The sequence below is a fragment of the Frankia sp. AgB1.9 genome, assembly GCF_016786355.1.
Classification (GTDB): domain Bacteria; phylum Actinomycetota; class Actinomycetes; order Frankiales; family Frankiaceae; genus Pseudofrankia.
The window spans coordinates 1-17,445 of record NZ_JADWYX010000165.1 but is presented as its reverse complement, the minus strand read 5'-3'; the positions used below and the strand labels follow the sequence as shown (position 1 = coordinate 17,445).

Below are 17,445 nucleotides of genomic sequence, written 5' to 3'. Positions count from 1 at the left end.
ATCGCGACCCGACCCGACCTGGTGCTGGCCGACGAGCCCACCGGCGCACTGGACACGGCTGCCTCCCGCCGCGTCGTCGAGTTGCTCCGTGAGGAGCACCGGCGCGGCCAGACCCTGATCATGGTGACCCACGACTACGCCGTCGCCGCGGCCGCCGACCGGGTCATCTTCCTGCGCGACGGCCAGATCATCGACGAACGCCGGCCCGCCGGCCGCCGTGCCGGCGACTCTCCACCCGCCGGCCCGAACGGTGCGCTCGACGCGGACGAAGCCGGCGAGACCTCGCTCCACGAGGCAGCCGACGAGCTTGTCGCCGAGGACGGCGTCGACGGGACGCGCGGGGCGCCAGGCGGCAGCGACCTCAACGACCTGCTCGGGCTGGGGAGTTGGTAATGCGCACCGTTCTGCTGCTCGCACTCGCCGGCCTGCGCGGTCGCAGTCGCGCCGGAATCGCGGTCACCGTGCTGGTTCTCGCCCTCTCCGCACTGGGGTTGTCCATCGGCCTCGTGGTCAGCGGCCAAGGCACCAAGGCGATCGACCGTCTCGCCGAGCGCACCAATGTCGCCGACGTCGTCGTCTGGGCGCATGACTCGACCATCGACAAGCCCGGCCAGGCCACTCCCGGTGGCACGACGGCGTCGCCCACCGCCCTGGCCGCCCAGCTGCGCCAGATCCCCGGAGTCCGCACGGTCGTCGGGCCGCTGCGCTTCCTGGACACCACCCTCGTGGTCCCGGCCTCGCCGGCAGGCAGCGCGGGCACGAGCGGCGAATACCACAGCGAAGTCACCACGCTGGCCGACCCGGCGGTCGCCGTGAACCATCCGGTTCTGGTGGCCGGGCGCTGGCTGCGGGGAGCGAACGAGATCGTGCTGGAGCGCAGCGTGGCCGCGGACCTGGGGCTGCACCCCGGTGACCACCTCGCGCTGCGCGGCCCGGGCGGCGACGTTCCCTTCACGATCGCCGGCACCGCGAACGAGCTGACCGACTGCGGCTTCCCGCAGTGTGGCCAGGCCCGGCTGTGGATCTCAGACGCCGGCCTGTCGAGGGTCGGGCCCGCCGACGGCGTCACCTACTGGGTCGAGGACGCCCCAGGGGTCTCGGCCGAAACCGTCTCCAGCACGGTCATCGCCCAGCTCGGCCCCGCGGTCCTCGGGACGAACACCTGGCCGAGCACCCGGGGTGATCTGGTCCGGATGGAACAGATCTTCGGGAAGATCGTTTCGGCGTTCGGTGTCTTCCTGCTCGTCGCCGTGGGCGTGATCGTCGCCGGCTCGATGACCAGCCGGATGGTTACCAGGCGGCGAGAGATGGCCCTGTTCGCCGCTGTGGGCGTCCGACCGGCCCAGCTCGCCGCGGCGCTGCTGGTCGAGCATCTGGTGCTCGGGGTGGTGGCCGCGGTGCTCGGCTGGGTCGCCGCGACGGAGCTGGCGCCGAACGTCGATGTCGGCGCGACGGTGACCGGCCGGCCGGCGCCGCACTGGGCGGTGAGTGACCTGCTGGTCAGCGGCGGAGCGCTGCTCCTGCTGCTCGCCCTCGCCACGCTGGTGGGTGCGGTGCGCGCCGGCCGGGCGTCGATCGTCGCCGCCCTGCGGGATGCGCCGGCGGCCGGCCAGCGCGGCGGCCCACTCGCTCGACTCACGGCGCTGGTCCCCGGCCGGCTGGCCTTCCTCGGTATGGGTCGCCTCGCCGCCCGACCGGTCCGCGGCGCACTCACCGCGCTGACGCTGCTGGTCGCGGTGACCGGGGCCGTCGTCAGCGGCGGGTGGCATCTCACCGTCTCGCACGCGCTCACCAACCCGGCCGCCACCGGTGACCCGTGGCAGGTGATGGTCAGCCGGGGGGACGTCGCGCCCGGCACGGTCGAGGCGGCGCTGAACCAGACGCCCGGGATCTCCGGCTGGTGGTCGGAGACCGAGCGACGTGGCAGCGACGAGGACCTGACCTTCCGGGTCCGCGCGTTCGGCGGGCCGCGCGCACCGGGTTACCGGGTCGGGGCCGGCCGGCTACCAGCCGCGGCCGGCGAGGCCGCCGTCGGCTACGGACTGCTCGACGAGCTGGGGCTGCGGGTCGGCGAGACGACGACCGTCAACATCGGCGGCGTGGACCATCCCGTCCACATCGTCGGCTGGTACCGGACCACCGAGGACAGCGGGCAGATCCTGGTCATGCCGGTGTCGGACCTCGGGCCGCTCGCGGCGCCAAGCCAGTACCGGATGACGCTGACGCCGGGCGCGTCCGCTTCGACGGTGCAGGCCGCCCTGTCGAAGCGACTCGGCGACGGGGTCGAGATCTCCAGCCAGAGCTCCAGCATCACCGGCCGGGCGATCATCGAGTCGGTGACGACGACGATCATTCTGATGCTCGCGCTCGTCGCGCTGACCAACATGCTGTACTCGCTGATCGCGTCGAACCGGGAGAACGCCCGGGATATCGCGGTCACCAGCGCGCTCGGGCTCACGCCACGACAGATCGTCGGCCAGGGCACGGTCGCGGCCCTGGGCCTCGCGGCGCTCGCACTGGTCGTCGGCATCCCGGTGGGGCTGCTGGTCTTCAGGCTGCAGGTCGACGCGGTGTCCGACAGCATCGGCCTTGGCCCCGGAATCGGGCGGATGCCGTCCGCGTGGTTCCTGGTCGGCATCGCGCTGGCCACGCTGGCCCTCGCCGGCGCCACCGGCGCCGCCGCCGCGCGCGGCCTGGTCCGCCGCCCCGTCAGCGACCTGCTCCGCTGGGAGTAGCCGCCAGGAGTCCGGTGGTTGCCTGGTCAACTGGGGGAACCACCGGACTCGGAGTGTCAGGCCCGGGTGCCGCGGTGAATGGCTAGCTGCTACTGCTGCTGATCGAGCCAATGATGATGACGAAAACAATGACGTACAGAACCCAGAACGCGACGGCGGAAACAGCCGACACGATGCACCAGGTCCGCGCCCGCTTGGAGCAGTCAAGCGCGCCCTGGATGTCGCCCAGCTGCTGCTTGGGCTGCACGCGGGTGGCGTTCACGATCGCCACGATGCCGGCCGGAAGGCAGCAGAGCAGGGTGACGACGATCGACTGCCACAGGTAGTTCGGGATCGGCGCGCCACCGGGCGGAGGCGTGCCGAAGCCACCGGGCGCCGGGTAGCCGGGCGGAGGCGTGCCATAGGCCGGCTGGCCATAGCCGGGCTGCTGGCCGTAACCGGGCTGGCCATAGGGCTGCTGACCATAACCCGGCTGCTGGCCGTATCCCGGCTGCTGGCCGTAACCGGGCTGCTGACCGTAAGGGTCGCCTGGGTTGCCGTAGGGCGGAGGAGTCGTCACGGTCGCGGGCCGCGCCTTTCGGTGAATTCCTGATCGCTCCCGTTACGGAAGCGCCGTCGGTTTCGGTACCGATCGAGATCGTGGAGCGGTCGGAGGGTCAGCGCCGAGGCGTTTCCGACAGGTCAGCAGAAGCTACGAGATACCGGGCTAGGGGCGCACACCGGGTACCCAAGTCCGCGCGGCCACCGCACCGGATGGCCAGCCGGCGACAGCCGGCCCGACAACCCGGGCCGCACAGGTCAGGCGTTGTAGGAGGCGTGGGTGGAGAAACTGGTGCTCATCGCGCCGGTGGCGACCAGGACGAGGTCGAGAACGATCAGAACCAGCCCGACGACCAGCGAGACGATGCACCAGGTCCGCGCCCGCCGGGACGCGTCCAGGGCGCCCTGGATGTCGCCCAGCTGCTGGCGGCTCTGGACCCGGGAGGCGTTCACGATCGCCACGACTCCGGCGGGCAGACAGCAGAGGATCGTCACGACGATCGACTGCCACAGGTAGTTCGGGATCGGCGTGCCGCCGTACGGCTGCTGGGGCGGCCCACCGGCCGGGTAGCCGGGCAGTCCGCCCCCGTAGACCGGCGGCTGCTGGCCAAAGCCGTAACCCGGCTCCTGGGGTGCTCCGTAGCCGCCCGGCGGGGGGCCCGGCTGCTGACCGTACGGGTTCGGGGAGCCGTACGGGTTCGGGGAGCCATAGGGGTTCGGGGAGCCATAGGGCGGTGGTGTCGTCACGGTCGGGACCGCGCCTTTCGATTCGTCGCGCTAGCCGCGCCCGGTTCTTTTGGACATCCGTGTCGACTGGTACCGGCTCGCCCCGCGACTCGGTGCGGGATGTCCGAAAGTCGACATCGCGCCCGGCCGACCCGCCGGCGGGTCCGGCCCAGCCGGGTCGACATCACGTTCTCCTCCTGCTCACCGCCAGACCACCACCCGAGCAGGTCCGTCCGCCCAGGCAGCGCGGCACATTGTGGCACAACCGGCCCACGCCACACGGGCCCTGCGCAGCCACAATGCCCAATGCCCACACATCTTCGCCCAGCTCGGCCGGCCCACCCGGCCCGTGCGGTCAGACCGCCGGCGACGTACCGCGGCGGCCCCGTGACCGGGCCGCGAGGCCCGTGGCCGGCCCGGGAACAGCCCACCGACGCGACCACCCCGGCCCGGGCGATACAGCCAGCGACCGTCTCGCGAAAAACAGCCGATGGAATACGACCGGACCCGGCTCCGGTAAAGCCCCGGCAAAGGGATTCCGCAGGCGATGCACGTCACGGCACGACGGACCTACAGTGCCCGCATGGGAAGCGCGCGCGACGAACGGGCACTGCTCGCGGACGTCATCGAAGCCGCCGGGCCGGATCACCCGACGCTGTGCGAGGGATGGGACACCTACGACCTCGTGGCACACCTGGTGACCCGGGAGCGGGTGCCCAAGGCCAGCCCGGGATTGATCATTCCGAAGCTGCACGGGATCACGGAGCGCGCCGAGAAGGCGACCCGGACCGCGCGCACGTTCCCCGAGCTGCTGACGGTCTTCCGGTCCGGTGCGCCGGCCTGGCAGCCGTCCCGGATCCGCGCGTTCGATGACGCCACGAACCTGGTCGAGTTCTTCGTGCACGGGGAGGACGTCCGGCGCGGCGGGGCGCCCGAGGCGGTGCCGGCCCGGCAGCTCAGCCCCGAGCTGCGCGAGAAGCTGTGGGCGTCGGTCCGCCGGATGGCGCGCCTGTCCTACCGCCGCGTGCCCTTCGGCCTGGTTCTCGGGCGGACCGACAGCACCACGTCTCCTGTGGCCTCCGGTCCGAGCCGCGTCGTCGCCCGCAAAGGCGAGCCTGCCGTGACGCTGCGGGGCCCGGCCGCGGAGCTGCTGCTCTACGGGTTCGGCCGGCGGTCCGCCGCCCAGATCGAGGTCACGGGTGACCCAGCCCTCATCGCGACGCTGGAGAAGACGCCGCTCGGCCTGTAGCTGGCAGGCTGGGTGCCGTGGACGCTCCGCGCGAGGACCTGCCGACGACGCTGGAACCGACGCCGGCCGCGCCCGCGGGGCTCGACCTGGCCACGGCCGCTCCCTCGGCCGAGGATCCGAACGGGCCAGCGGACGCGACCGCGCGGGTGGCCGGCCGGGTGGTGCTGCTCGACCCATCCGACGCGTTCCTGCTGATCCGGGCGCACGACCCGTTCCTGGCCGACTCGCCGACCTGGTGGCACGTGCCCGGCGGCGGTCTCGACCCCGGTGAGAGCCCCCAGCAGGGCGCGATCCGGGAGATCTCCGAAGAGGTCGGCATCCGGCTCACCGACGTCGGCCCCGTCGCCGCCACCCGGGTCTCGCGCTTCCAGTTCGCCGGCCGGCACTACGTCCAGCAGGAGTCCTTCTTCGTGGTGCGGCTGCCCGAGCGGGTCGACGTCGACGCCGCGGCATGGACCGACCTGGAGCGGAAGTCGACCCTCGACTGGCGCTGGTGGACCCTCGACGAGGTACGCGCCACGGCCGAGACCGTCTACCCCCGCCGGCTCGCGTCCCTGGTCAGTGGCTGGCTCGCGCACGGCACCGACGAAGGGCCCATGGACCTGACCTGATCGGCCACGGCCCAGCGGCGGCCCCCGTCACGGGATGGCCCGAGCGCTCAGCCGGGCCGCTGGCCCTCCCGCTCCCGGCCCGCCGGCGCCGAGGTGGAGTCGACCTTGGCCTTGTCCTTGCTGGGAAGGCCGCCCGTGCGCGGCGGCTGACCCAGCAGCCAGGCCCCCCACGGGCCGACCCTGCCCGGCGCCCGGACCGGCGCCCAGGGCAGCTCGCGGGCGTCCATGGTGTCCAGCAGCTCATCGAACCGGCCGAGCACGCCGAATCTCAGCGTGCTGGCGAACGGCCCGCGCGCGAACAGGTACGGGTGCGGGCGGCTGGGCGCGCGCGGCAGCAACCGCTCGTACTCGGCGACCAGCCGGTCCCGGCGCCAGGCGGGCGCCGCGTCGTCGTACTCGCGCAGCAGCTCCTCCTCGATCAGGCCATGGTCGGAGATCGCGGCCAGGAAGCCCCGGCGAAGCTCAGCGGTCGCCTTCCCCCGGCCGTGCGTGTCGCCCTGCGCGACCTGCTGAAGGCCGCGCATGGTCAACACCATCTCGTGCGCGTCCGCGCGCAGCCGGGCGATGGCGCCCTCGGTATGCGGCAGCACCTGAGCCACGTCGGGATAGACCAGCCGGTCCATGGTCGCGAGGTGCTGGCACATCGCCGCGACGGCCGCGTCGCCGGCGTGGTGAATCTGCCGAGGATCGGCGTCACTCGGCGCCCCTTCGGCGACCCAGGCGGCGAGCCGGGTCGCGTCCCGGTGGACCGGGCCGACCATGCTGGCCAACCCGCCCTGGGCCAGTGGCCGGCCCGAGGCCCGCGGTCCCGGCGCCGCGGCGCCGTCGTCCACCCAGGCTCTGCCGTCGGGCCCGCCAGCCGCCGCGGCATCCTGTCGCGGCGAGGTGGCCTGAGACCGACGGGTCGTCCGCTTCGCCAGCCTGCTCGTCAGCCGCTTCGTGGCCGTCGCCGGCTTCGTCAGCGTCCTGTAGCGCATGTGCACCTCCTGGGCGCGGCGCCCGCTCCACCAGGGACGGGAGCGCGGCCATGACAGCCTGGGCGGGCAGGCCCCGGCCCGGTCGGCCGCGAACCGACCGACCGCCGAACACCGGATTCCTGCCCGCTCACGACGCCGGTATGGCCGTCGGCGAGCACGTCGACGCGATGTCACGGAAAGTGACCATCCGCGGCGTCTTCTCCGTTCGCACCGCTACCCGATCCACTTCCCGTCGTGGGTGGTGTTCAACGAGCGCTGCGAGTGTCAGACCGACGGCCCAATTTCTACGCTGCGGAAGATATCGACTACCCTGGCGACATGGTTGGCACCGCTGCCCCGGGGTCCCCGCCGGCCTCGAGGAGCCGATCCGATCGGTTCTCGCTGCCGGACGGTACGACCGTCATGGTGCGGCCGACCAGCCGGTCCCTCGACGCGCCGGCCAGGCCCGGAGACCCGGCCGCCGGCCGATCCGCCGGCCCCGACAGCACGACCGCGGCCGCCGTGGTGCGCGCCCGTGGGCAACTGGGGCAGCTGCGCCAGCGGTTCCTCCAGGGGCAGCTGCCGCCGCTCGGCCACGTCATCGTCCGGCACCGGCTGGCGATCCCGGGCGGGTCGGAGGCGCCCTGGGTGCTCGCCCGTTCGTGGCGGGCCCGGGCCCGCTTGGAGGGCCGCTGCCTCAACGACGCGGTGCACCCGTCGCTCGCCCACATCCGGATGGGCCGGGCGGTCGTCGTCGACGTCGACCAGGTCGTCGACTGGGCGATCGTCGACGCGTGCGGCTCGGTCATCGACGGCGGCTGGAGCCGGGACCTGCGTTGGGCGCCGCCGGCACCCGGACAGCCACCGCCGGCACCCAGGCCACCGCTGCCTACCGGTGCGCCGGTGGGCAGCCGGTGACCACCGGCGCACCGGCCACGAACCCGCTGGCCACCGACCTGTTCGCCGCCGAACCGCGGGCTACGGACCCGTTGCCGCACCGAGACCGGGCAGGGCCTGAAGCAGTGATGAGGCCATCGCTTTCCGTCGTGGATTCGCGTACGGACTAGCGAGACGGGGTATCTTGCCGCGCTTCCGCGTGGTCTGGGCTACCGTTACGAACCGTGTCGGATGTGACCGGCCCGCACAGCCTCACTGGACCGGAACGGGCGATCGACAGCGCCTACATCCACGTCACCGTGCCCGACGGCACCGTCGACGCGCCGCTTGGCTCAGGCCCGGACGTCCTCCCCGCCGACGGCCTGGCCCCCGGTGGCGTGGACCCCTCGACCGGGCCTCGCCACGCGACGACCGGAAACGGCCTCGGCGCCGGCGAAGCCGCGCCATCCGCCGGGTTTGCGGCCCATGATGGAGCCGGGTTTGCGGCCCAGGATGAGGCCGGGTTCGCGGCGCCTGACGGAGCCGGGTTCTCGGTCGGGGACGGGTTCGCGGTCGAGCGCGGGTTCGTGGTCGGGGATGGCTTCGCGGTCGAGCAGGGCCTCAGCTCCCGTGCCGTGTTCGCGGGACCGGACGGCCTGGAGCCCGAGAGCGCGGCCGTCCCCGCCGCCGGGTACGACGCCGGCGGCCCGCCAGCGGCCACCGACCCGACGCCGCCGTCCTTCGCGGACTACTTCGGTGCCCTGGTTCCGACCAGACCACACCCGCTCGTTCCAGCCCCGGCCACGCCGCCTCCGGGCACCGAGCCGCCCTCCCCGCCAGGCCCGTACATCCCGGCGGTGCTGCAGTCCTCAACGGGGCCGCAGGACCCACAGGACCCACTGGACCAGCAGACCCCGCCGGTCGGGTGGGAGGACCAGCGGTTCCCCGGGATCGGCCGGGGCGACATGCTGGAGCTCGCCGGCCGCCTCGAACAGCTCGACCAGCTGCTGGACCGGCTGGAGGAGGCCAAGCGCCAGGCCGCCGACGCAAGCGAGCATCTGGTCCTCACCAGGCGCTGGCAAGAGGAGACGGTCCGCACCATCCAGGAGGAGCGCGCCCGGATGCGCCAGCGCCAGCACGCGCTCGACGAGCTCGCCGAGCGGGCCAGGGCCGCGGTCGAGGCGATGCAGGCGATGCACCGGACCCTCCCGCGCGAAGTGCTGGAGCTGGCGATCGAGCTGCAGGTGCTCGACCGCGCCGGCTTCATCACCCGGCGCGCCCCGCGTCAGCAGCCGGGCGAACTGCCTTAGCGGCAGGGGTTGCCGGCCACGCGCGGGCCGCAACCGGGCAGCGACTCCCGGCCGCCCGGCTCGGTTGCCGCAGGCGGCCACGCCGGGCTTCCCGTTGCGATTTGGGACCTTGGTCCTTACGTTTGAGTCCTATTACCTTGCGCGGCAACCACATTTAGGGTGATGCGCGTCTAGCCCGATAGGCCCACTCGGCATAGGGGGTGTGCCCGGTACCACACCCCCGGGGCCCGCAACGGAAAGTGTTCGCTCCGTGGTCTCTCGGGCCGATCATGACATCTTCGCGTAGTGTCAAGATTACCGGTAGTACCGACCACGGCGGTCGCAACCCCCGCTACCCAGGCAGACGGCACCACCGATAGCCGTCAGCGACCGGGACCGTGACAGAGCGACACGCCGTCTGTGAACCGACGTTTCGTGAAAGACCAGACGTTTCGGCGGTACCTGCGTTTACCGTCATCATCCACGTGGACTAGTCTTCTCCACGACGTCAGCCCAACCACCGGACCGAACGCCGAATCCTGCCCGCGGTCCCGGTGTCCCCTCCGAGTCGTCACCACGGGCAGGAGCGGGGGAACCACCCGTGCAAGACCGGCCGGCGCGAAAGCGCTGGCCTTGGGGTGAAGCCCCTCGCGCGCCAGTCGCGCGGGGGCCGGGCAGCCCAGCCCGAACCCGACAGCTCACCTCGTAGGCGTACGGGAAGGACCAGCGAGACTTGTCTGCGCCCTCCGTTTGGGATACCGACGCCCGGCTCAGTACCAGCCGGGGCCGTCACCGCGGCCTCTCCGTGGTCGCCAAGGCGAAAGGCCGGACCGCGGTCGCCGCGGCAACCACCGGTGCCATCGCCGTATCCGGAATCGCTCTTGCCGGCTGTTCCCCAGCCGCGGACCACACAAACGACGCCTTCACCGGAGATGGCACCGCCACGACCGGCCTGAACCTCGCGAGCGCCCTCGGCGCCGGGGGGAGCAGCGGCAGCACCATGGTCCACCCGGTCAGCCTCGCGTCGACCCTCGCGTCCGCGGACAGCGGCACGGCGTCCGACCTGGCCGCCCCGGCGCTCGCCTCCAAGGCCGACGTCGACCTGCACATCACGAACCCGAACGTGAACGTCTACGCCGACCAGGCGGTCGAGGTCGGCTTCCAGCTGACCAACAAGGACACCAACCAGCCGCTGGCCAACCAGCTGGTCAAGGTCCAGGTGAAGCTGCCGACCGGGTTCGCCACCTTCCTGCACCTGACGACGAACGGCAGCGGCTACACCTCGTACACCGCGCGGGTGCTCACCACCACCCAGATCACCGCGGTGTTCGACGGCACCGACGCGCTGCAGTCCGCGGTCGCGGACAACGTGGGCACGCTGAACGTCATGGCGAAGCCGGCCGTGTCGGCATCCCGGGGCATCACGATCAACGCTCCGACGAACGGCGACCTCGGTTCGAAGGCCGTCTACCTGGCCTCGTTGCAGGCCGGCAAGCCCTACGTCTACGGGGCCAACGGGCCGGACTCGTTCGACTGCTCCAGCCTCGTCCAGTACGTCTACAAGCAGCTGGGCCGCAACCTGCCCCGGACGGCGGAAGCCCAGTACGAGGCCACCCTCCACGTCGACTCGGCGCACAAGCAGGTCGGCGACCTGATCTTCTTCGGCTCGCCGGGCAGCATCTACCACGTCGGCATCTACGCCGGCGACGGGCAGATGTGGGCCGCGCCGCACAGCGGCGACGTGGTCAAGCTCGAGTCCATCTACAGCACGACCTACTACGTCGGGCGCGTCCTGTAAGGACCTGGCCGCCCCCGGGCGGCTGGCCGGTTCCTCGAACCGGCCGCGCAGACCGGCGAGGTAGCCCGGCCCCCGCGGGGGGGGGGGCGGGGGGGGGGGGGGCCCCCGGGGCCCCCCCCCCCCGGGGGCCCCCCCGGGGGGGCCGGGGGGGCGGGCGGGGGGGGGGGGGCGGGCCCCCCGGGGGGGGGGGGGGGGGGGGGGGCCGGGCGCGCGGCCGAAGGCCGCCCTTGAAACCGTATGGATTATTCGCAACGATCTTCGCCAAGCGTGTTGTCCGGTGTTCGGTCGGCCGTTCGGTCGGCCCCGATCATCAGCCGACATGACAGACATCCTCATCGGGCTGCCCTACGCCTACAGGTTCTAGCGGCACCTGACAAGCGATACTCGATACGGCTGCTAGGCACGGGGGATGCACTGATGAGCACTGGCGACCCGCAACCCGATCCGGACCCGCAACCCGATCCGGACCCGCAACCCGATCCGGACCCGCAACCCGATCCGGACCCGCAACCCGATGGCCGTCAATGGCTAAGCGATCGTTCAGTTGCCTTTTGGACGGTGGTCGGCGGAATTGTCGGGGTATTGAGTCTTTTGGTGGCCCTTCCTTCGACTTTGTCCAATGACTTTGACCATAGCACTTCCGGCAGTTTGAAGGTTGTCGCCGCGTCCGTGGGTCAAGTGGATGAGGTTAGTCCTACCCCAGCGGCGGCTGCTGCCCCTGTTGGTGGCGACCTGGAGGGCGCACCTTCGATTGACACTACCGTGCAGAACGACTCGGATAGCGCGGCTCTGATATCAGAGGTTAAGGTTGAGATTCGCCACGCTTACAATTTTAGCGACTGTTCGCTGGCGTCGGCTCCGAGCGGACCGCTGGGTGTTGAAGGGCGCTACTCGGTAAGAATTCCAGCACGCGAACTGGCGCTTCCCTATGAGGCTGTAGACCAGATTCGATTTTCCGTGGACGCCCGGTCGCTCGGTCGTCTGACGGTAACCGTCGGGCCGGATATGTACGACGTGGAGCATTTCGACCATTGGTTATACGACTTTGACCTGTCCATTATGGATGGGAGTCGCAAGTTCCTGACGGTCGGCCGGTTTGCGGTCATTTCGCCGCCGATCGAAGGTAATGTGTGGTTCGTGTCGCGCGTGACAATCCCGGGGCGGGCCACGTACGACAACATTTCGTGCCTCGAAACGCAGCTTCGAAAATTCAATTCGGTAATACAGGCGGGTTCCGCGCCTTCGCCGAACCTTCTCAGCGAGAGGGATAAGATCGCAGCTGCTCTTAACGCGGCGCGGCATTCGTAACGAGCGTAATAGACCCGAATGTTCCTGATGGGTCACCGTGTCGTCGGAACTGGGGCGGTGGAGGACGTGCCTGTCCGGAGACGACGCGCCGACGAGCCTCGTCGCGTGACGCACGAGGTGAGGGCGAGTTCTCGCGCGCTACGAGCTGAATCACGTACTAGGGCGCACGAACGGGAGGCCCAGGTCGCACGGGTTCGGTTTCTGCGGGCAGTAACCCGGCCAACCTATAATCAACGTATGGTAACCAGCCGAAACGGCACGGTCCGACCGGCCACCGTGGCACCCCCGGTGACCATGTCCCCGTTGGGCGTGGCGCCGAGTTTCGAGGGTGTCCGCTTCGGCCTCTACACACGAATCTCCGATGACGCGGACGACGACGCGAAGGGTGTGGCCCGCCAGGAGGCCGACGAACGGGCGTGGGTCACCTCAGTCGGTGGGATCGTCTGTGAGCCGATCTACGAGGAGAACGACACGTCCGCGTACAAGAAGAAGCGGATCGTCCAGCCCGACGGGTCGTGGGTGTATCGGGTGATCCGCCCGGTGTGGCAACGGATGCTCGCCGACCTGCGCGCCGGAGTGATCGACGCGGTCATCGTTGCGGACCTGGACCGGTTGGCCCGTGACCCCCGCGACCTCGAAGACGCCATTGAGATCGTGGAGCATCACCGCCGCCCGATCGTCGGCCTGACCGGTGGGTTTGATCTGCTGACCGATGGCGGGAAGTTCACCGCCCGCATCCTGGTCGCGATGGCCAACAAGTCCTCTGCCGACACCGCACGCCGGGTGCGCCGCTGGCACCTGGACATGCAACAGACGGGAAAGATCACCGGAGGGCCGCGGCCGTTCGGATGGAACGACGACCGGCGGACCCTGCACCCGGTCGAGAGCGAGATCCTGACCAAGTGCGTCAGCCGCCTGTTGGACGGGGTACCGCTCACGGCGATCGTGACCGAGTGGAACCGGGACGGGATCACCGGCACCCGCGGCAAGGCATGGCAGCTCACCCAGGCCAAACAGATGCTGCGCAACCCCCGGCTCTGTGGCTGGCGAGGGCGCACCGTCTACGAGACCGACCCGGAAACCGGCGAGCAATGCACGTTCGTCGAAGTCGTCCACGGCCCCGACGGCACCCCCGTCATCGGCGAATGGGAACCCATCCTGACCCCCGAGACGTGGGAACGGGCCGTGGCCGTCATCGGCGCGCGGCCCGACGGCACCCGCAGCCGAGGGCAGAACGCCCGCAAATACCTCCTGACCGGGATCGTGCGGTGTGGCGAGTGCAACCGGCCGATGATGGGGACCGCGAGCCCCTACGGCCATCACTATCTGTGTCCCGCGTCGACCTACGGCTGTGGGAAGGTCGCCCGCAACGGCCCCAAGACCGACCGGTACATCATCGCCGCACTGATCAACAAAGTCGAGTTGGAGCTAGCCGACGCCCCACCGGCCGTGGACGAGACGTGGCCGAAGGAAGCCGAGCTAGCCGACGTCCGCCTCCGGATCGAGGAGTTGAACGACGCCTACCGGGCCAAGCAGATCTCTGGCGACCGCTACTTTCCCCAGATCAAGCATTTCGAGGATGAGGAACGCGGCCTGTTGGCCAACCGCGCCCGCCACACCGCCCGCGTCGAGACCGTGAAGGCCGCCCCCGCGAACATCCGCGCCGAGTGGGACAGCTACACCCTGCCCCACCGACGCGCGATCATCGAGGACTACCTACACGCCGTCATCGTGGCGAAAAGCCCGCGCCGGGGGGCGCCGTTCGACCCGGACCTGTTGGACCCCCAATGGAAGTAGCCGGCCGTCCGGCCAGGTCAGGCCCGACGCCACACCCGGGGCGCCGCCGGCAACGCCGACGCCGGCTCAGGGGGCACCAGACCGAACAGCGCCGCCGCATGCGCCCGCTGTTCCGGTGTCCACCGGGGCGCCCGTAGCGCCTGAACCCGCCCCCACTCCTCCGGCGACGCCACCGCCGCACGACTCGACGCCCGGCCCGCGCAGCGGCCCCGACGCCGAGCCCCCGACGCACGACCGGCCGACGGCCGAGCGCCACCGCACGACTGCTCACCCGAGGGCAGCGCCGCCGGCGGCCGGCGGGCCCACCCACCCACCCCCACCGGTTCCGTCACCCCAGCGACCACAGCAACCGGGACAGGCGCAGAGGCCAGGACCGAACCTTCGGTACTCACCGCCGGGCCGACCATCAGCCCCGGCACGTCCAACCGGCCAGCCGCCTCCTCGTGGTCGTCCTCGAACGGCAGCGCGACCTCACCCGCCACCCGCCGCGGACCACGAGCCCGGCTCACGACCCACCACCCGAACCGCCCGTGCCTTTACCTGGGTCACGGCCCCGGCCGGCATAGCGCCACTGGCCAAGCACCACCGTTGCTGGATCACCGTCCGGGCGGCCGAACTCATCGAGCGCGACGAAACCGCCCGCATCGTCGGTGCCGAACGGACGACCGCTCAACGCGGCCGAGAACACCCGCGCCCAACGTCGCCGCACCGCGCGCACCGCGCCGAAGGTCGTGCTGTATCTGCGGCTTTTCCCGACCCAGTGACCGCCGAACCCATGCGCGTGCGACCAGCGGATCAACCCCGGCAACCGGCCCGGAGCGCGACCGGCCGCCTCATCGAGCGCCGTGCTGAATGCCTGGTCTGAGCCGAGGCGCCAGCAGGTCTCCACCAAGCGCCGCTGGTGATCCCGCAGCCGCAGCCGCCGCAGATGGCCCAGTGAGCGGACCGGGGCGTTCAGCGCGTCGTCGTCACCGACGGACTTGGTCAGATACTTCGCCAGGTAGTTCCCGACCTTGACCGCATCCATCTCACCGCCCAGCCGGATACGACGGATGTCGACCTGGGCGCCCCAACCGACCGACCAGCGGCCATCCGCCGACGCCTGCACCGGCAACGCACCCGACGCGTCGAGCAGCGCGACCGACGCCGGATCGGGCACATCGACACCGACCGACGCGACGACGGCCCGCAGGCAGTCCGCGACCAGGTCCCCGGACGCCCAGCCCGGCGCCGCCGTCCGATCGCCGTCGGCCGTGCGTCCATCGACGCGGATGACCAGGTGCAGATGGACCAAGCCCCGGCGCTGCATCTCCGCGACCTTCACAAACGACACCCGCACCACACGGCGCAAACCCGCCACCGACAGACCCGCCGCCGACGCCACCGCGGATTCCAACCGATCCCGCGTCGCCTTCCACAGCGCGGGAACCATCGCGTTCCACACCACAGCCCGGCCGTAGTCGAAACAGCGCGGACAGATCGGCTCCCCGAGCCGCTTGTCATCCGCCGCATGCCGAGCCGTGCACGCCAACGCCCGGCCATGCTCACAGGTACCCCGACGCTGCCGACACACCCGGGATTCCGCGCCTTTACCGGCCCGCCGGGAATGCACCGGCCCGAAACTCGGCGCAGTCAGCGTCACGAACCAGGCAGGACACCCCGCATAGCCCGCGCCGTCGTCCGAGCTAAGACCCTGAACGACGATCCGACGGGCGTCACGTTGATAGAGACGGCTGCAATCCGGGCACGCCGACGCGCGCCGGTTGTTGCAGCGCACATGCACTGTCGTCGGGACGGGCGCGCGGCGCATCTCGCCCGTGCCCACGTCCACATGATCAGACCGGCCCGCCAGCCGTACCGGCCGTACGCAGCCACCCGCTTTGGAAACCACGGCGTCCGCCACCGGACACGCTCCCACCCAGGAGAGCAAGCCCAGCCGCGCACCAGCCACTCACAGCAGCGCACAACCCGACGCCCCACGGACAGAACACCGCGAGGCGCCATCAGCGCACGGTGTCAGAACACCGCACGCGGGCAGCACGAAACTACAGGTGAACCCAAGTGAAAAAAGGCGCGGCTGTGACTTGCGCAGCCACCCACTCCACGGTGTGGAGTGGGTGCGCCCGGGATACCCACCGCCCTAAGAAAGCGGAGGGTCACGCCAAGCGCTAGGTGGTGTCCCCGTCAAGCCAGTGCAGCCCTATGGCCGAAATGTTTGAGTTATGCGTCGGCTTGACCATGGCGAACACCCGAACCGGTGTCAGGGCAAATTTTGGGTTTGTTTATGGCTTCCGCCAGTCGGCCAAAACCAATATTACGCCACGAGACCACGCGGTGTCTCGCGAAAAACGCGACCCAGCCCGGAACCGGACAGGCGCAATCCGCCGTTGCCGGTAGCCCCGCCCGTAGCAGCCGATCGCCGCTACATCATCTGCCAGGACGCCACCCGGTAGGCCAGCGCCTCCCAGCCATCCTGGCCACGAGCCCGCCGAGCCTGCCCGAGCACCGAGCGAGCCAGCCACGCCGCCGGCCGCCCCGCCGAAAGCCCCAGCGCCGCACGCGCGTACTCCGCCGCCTGCGCCCGGTCGCCGCCCGTCAACGCTGCCGAGGACCGGTACATCTGCACCGCCGAGCGCAGGCCCGGACCCTGCGCCTCCGCCAGGAACGCCGCCATCTCCAGGCGCGGACGGGCTTCCGACAGCAGACCCGCCCGGACCAGCGCGCTCGCGCCGAACGCCGCCAGATGCGCGCTCGTGTACTCCCCGGGCTCAGGAGCGCCCAGCCGTTCGGCCAGGAACTCACCACCCCTCACCAGGGTCATCGCGCCTTCCACGTCACCGCGGCGGGCACTGAGGTTCGCGGCCAACATCGCCGCCGTCGCCGCGATCCAGCTCGTCCCGCCACGCTGGCGAACCTGCGCCAGGATCCGAAGCGGCACGTCATAGCTCCCAGGCTGGGCAGCGTCCCACACCTCCGCCGCCACGAGATCCCCGTGCAGCACCGTCCGGAAATCCTCCACACCCCGCGCAGTGACCCGCGCCCGCTGCGCCAACGCCAACGCCCCATCCGGCCGGCCACTGTCCAAATAGGCACGGGCCGCCAACAACGACACCCGACCCCCGCGACGTCGCCATTGCGGACTACTCGCCACCCCGACCGTCCGGCACAGCACCGTCCACCGCTCACAGTCCGCAAGCACCGTCGCCATCGGAGTCGCATCCCACCGGGCCGCATGCGTCGCCAGACCATCGTCAATCGCCGCCCCCGCCTCCCCGGCGCTGCCCACGTCGGTAGTCCCGAGCGCCGCCGGGGCAGCGACACCGGCACACAAGAAAGCACGGCGATCCGGCCCGTCCATCCCTCTCCCCGTCCTCGATGGGTAACCCATCGGTCACGTCCAACCGGACCCCCGCCACAGAGACGGAGATCATCGGTGCTTGGTAGGTGATCGTTCCTCGCGCGTCGACGGCTTCCCGTCACGCCCGTACAGGCCCCCCGGCTCCTGGTGGCGTGGGCGGCCGCGCGCGCGCCCGCCGCGCCGGCCGGCGCCGCGCCCGGGG

General features: G+C 71.1%; 13 protein-coding genes, 1 pseudogene and 1 riboswitch. Of the genes and pseudogenes, 9 read left to right on the top strand and 5 right to left on the bottom strand.

Features of this window, described 5'->3' with window-relative positions; translation table 11 throughout:
* Both I6A60_RS37560 and I6A60_RS37555 read left to right on the top strand, forming a co-directional pair.
* A pseudogene (locus I6A60_RS37560) lies at window positions 1-393 on the top strand (ABC transporter ATP-binding protein); the annotation flags it as partial.
* Window positions 393-2,735 (top strand): FtsX-like permease family protein, encoded by a 2,343-nt coding sequence (locus I6A60_RS37555; protein ID WP_203022112.1) that lies wholly within the window; start codon window positions 393-395, stop codon window positions 2,733-2,735. The pseudogene I6A60_RS37560 and the gene I6A60_RS37555, both read left to right, overlap by 1 nt.
* An 82-nt stretch (window positions 2,736-2,817) precedes the next feature.
* Here I6A60_RS37555 and I6A60_RS37550 read toward each other — a convergent pair whose 3' ends face one another.
* Window positions 2,818-3,294, bottom strand: coding sequence for a CD225/dispanin family protein (locus I6A60_RS37550; RefSeq protein ID WP_203022111.1), 477 nt, complete (start codon window positions 3,292-3,294; stop codon window positions 2,818-2,820).
* Between the two features lie 239 nt (window positions 3,295-3,533).
* Window positions 3,534-4,022 carry a CD225/dispanin family protein gene (locus I6A60_RS37545; RefSeq protein WP_203022110.1) on the bottom strand — a complete coding sequence of 163 codons (489 nt, stop codon included), beginning with the start codon at window positions 4,020-4,022 and terminating at the stop codon, window positions 3,534-3,536.
* Window positions 4,023-4,584: 562 nt separating this feature from the next.
* Here I6A60_RS37545 and I6A60_RS37540 point away from each other — a divergent pair.
* Both I6A60_RS37540 and I6A60_RS37535 read left to right on the top strand, forming a co-directional pair.
* On the top strand, window positions 4,585-5,250 hold the full coding sequence (locus I6A60_RS37540; protein WP_238437059.1) for a TIGR03085 family metal-binding protein: 666 nt from the start codon (window positions 4,585-4,587) through the stop codon (window positions 5,248-5,250).
* A 17-nt stretch (window positions 5,251-5,267) separates the two neighbouring features.
* Window positions 5,268-5,861 carry an NUDIX hydrolase gene (locus I6A60_RS37535; protein ID WP_203022108.1) on the top strand — a complete coding sequence of 198 codons (594 nt, stop codon included), beginning with the start codon at window positions 5,268-5,270 and terminating at the stop codon, window positions 5,859-5,861.
* Window positions 5,862-5,908: 47 nt separating this feature from the next.
* Here the strand turns inward: I6A60_RS37535 and I6A60_RS37530 are convergent, their stop codons facing one another.
* Window positions 5,909-6,838, bottom strand: a complete 930-nt coding sequence (locus I6A60_RS37530) for a hemerythrin domain-containing protein (protein WP_203022107.1) — start codon at window positions 6,836-6,838, stop codon at window positions 5,909-5,911.
* Window positions 6,839-7,240: 402 nt separating this feature from the next.
* Between I6A60_RS37530 and I6A60_RS37525 the strand changes: the two genes are divergently transcribed.
* The 5 genes from I6A60_RS37525 to I6A60_RS37505 all read left to right on the top strand — a co-directional run bounded on the left by I6A60_RS37525 (window position 7,241) and on the right by I6A60_RS37505 (window position 13,885).
* The gene (locus I6A60_RS37525; RefSeq protein WP_238437058.1) at window positions 7,241-7,735 is read left to right on the top strand and encodes a hypothetical protein; all 495 of its coding nucleotides are present in this window, start codon (window positions 7,241-7,243) and stop codon (window positions 7,733-7,735) included.
* A gap of 203 nt (window positions 7,736-7,938) precedes the next feature.
* Window positions 7,939-9,003: a hypothetical protein gene (locus I6A60_RS43820; RefSeq protein WP_307874069.1), complete on the top strand. Its 1,065-nt coding sequence runs from the start codon at window positions 7,939-7,941 to the stop codon at window positions 9,001-9,003.
* Between the two features lie 499 nt (window positions 9,004-9,502).
* Window positions 9,503-9,708, top strand: a riboswitch (cyclic di-AMP (ydaO/yuaA leader).
* Window positions 9,709-9,715: 7 nt separating this feature from the next.
* Window positions 9,716-10,780 (top strand): C40 family peptidase, encoded by a 1,065-nt coding sequence (locus I6A60_RS37515; protein WP_203022105.1) that lies wholly within the window; start codon window positions 9,716-9,718, stop codon window positions 10,778-10,780.
* A 417-nt stretch (window positions 10,781-11,197) separates the two neighbouring features.
* On the top strand, window positions 11,198-12,088 hold the full coding sequence (locus tag I6A60_RS37510) for a hypothetical protein (protein ID WP_203017167.1): 891 nt from the start codon (window positions 11,198-11,200) through the stop codon (window positions 12,086-12,088).
* Between the two features lie 237 nt (window positions 12,089-12,325).
* Complete coding sequence (locus tag I6A60_RS37505; protein WP_203017164.1) at window positions 12,326-13,885, top strand: recombinase family protein; 1,560 nt, start codon at window positions 12,326-12,328, stop codon at window positions 13,883-13,885.
* A 505-nt stretch (window positions 13,886-14,390) separates the two neighbouring features.
* On the opposite strand, the gene I6A60_RS37500 is transcribed toward I6A60_RS37505, so the two are convergent.
* Window positions 14,391-15,776 (bottom strand): replication initiator, encoded by a 1,386-nt coding sequence (locus I6A60_RS37500; RefSeq protein WP_307874070.1) that lies wholly within the window; start codon window positions 15,774-15,776, stop codon window positions 14,391-14,393.
* Between the two features lie 531 nt (window positions 15,777-16,307).
* Window positions 16,308-16,886 (bottom strand): hypothetical protein, encoded by a 579-nt coding sequence (locus tag I6A60_RS37495; RefSeq protein ID WP_203055829.1) that lies wholly within the window; start codon window positions 16,884-16,886, stop codon window positions 16,308-16,310.
* Window positions 16,887-17,445: the final 559 nt, after the last annotated feature.

What these genes read in the sequence shown, in the direction of transcription:
- I6A60_RS37530 (WP_203022107.1), bottom strand. Translation starts at nt 6,838, where the DNA reads ATGCGCTACAGGACGCTGACGAAGCCGGCGACGGCCACGAAGCGGCTG.
- I6A60_RS37505 (WP_203017164.1), top strand. Translation starts at nt 12,326, where the DNA reads ATGGTAACCAGCCGAAACGGCACGGTCCGACCGGCCACCGTGGCACCC.
- I6A60_RS37510 (WP_203017167.1), top strand. Translation starts at nt 11,198, where the DNA reads ATGAGCACTGGCGACCCGCAACCCGATCCGGACCCGCAACCCGATCCG.
- I6A60_RS37540 (WP_238437059.1), top strand. Translation starts at nt 4,585, where the DNA reads ATGGGAAGCGCGCGCGACGAACGGGCACTGCTCGCGGACGTCATCGAA.
- I6A60_RS37525 (WP_238437058.1), top strand. Translation starts at nt 7,241, where the DNA reads ATGGTGCGGCCGACCAGCCGGTCCCTCGACGCGCCGGCCAGGCCCGGA.
- I6A60_RS37555 (WP_203022112.1), top strand. Translation starts at nt 393, where the DNA reads ATGCGCACCGTTCTGCTGCTCGCACTCGCCGGCCTGCGCGGTCGCAGT.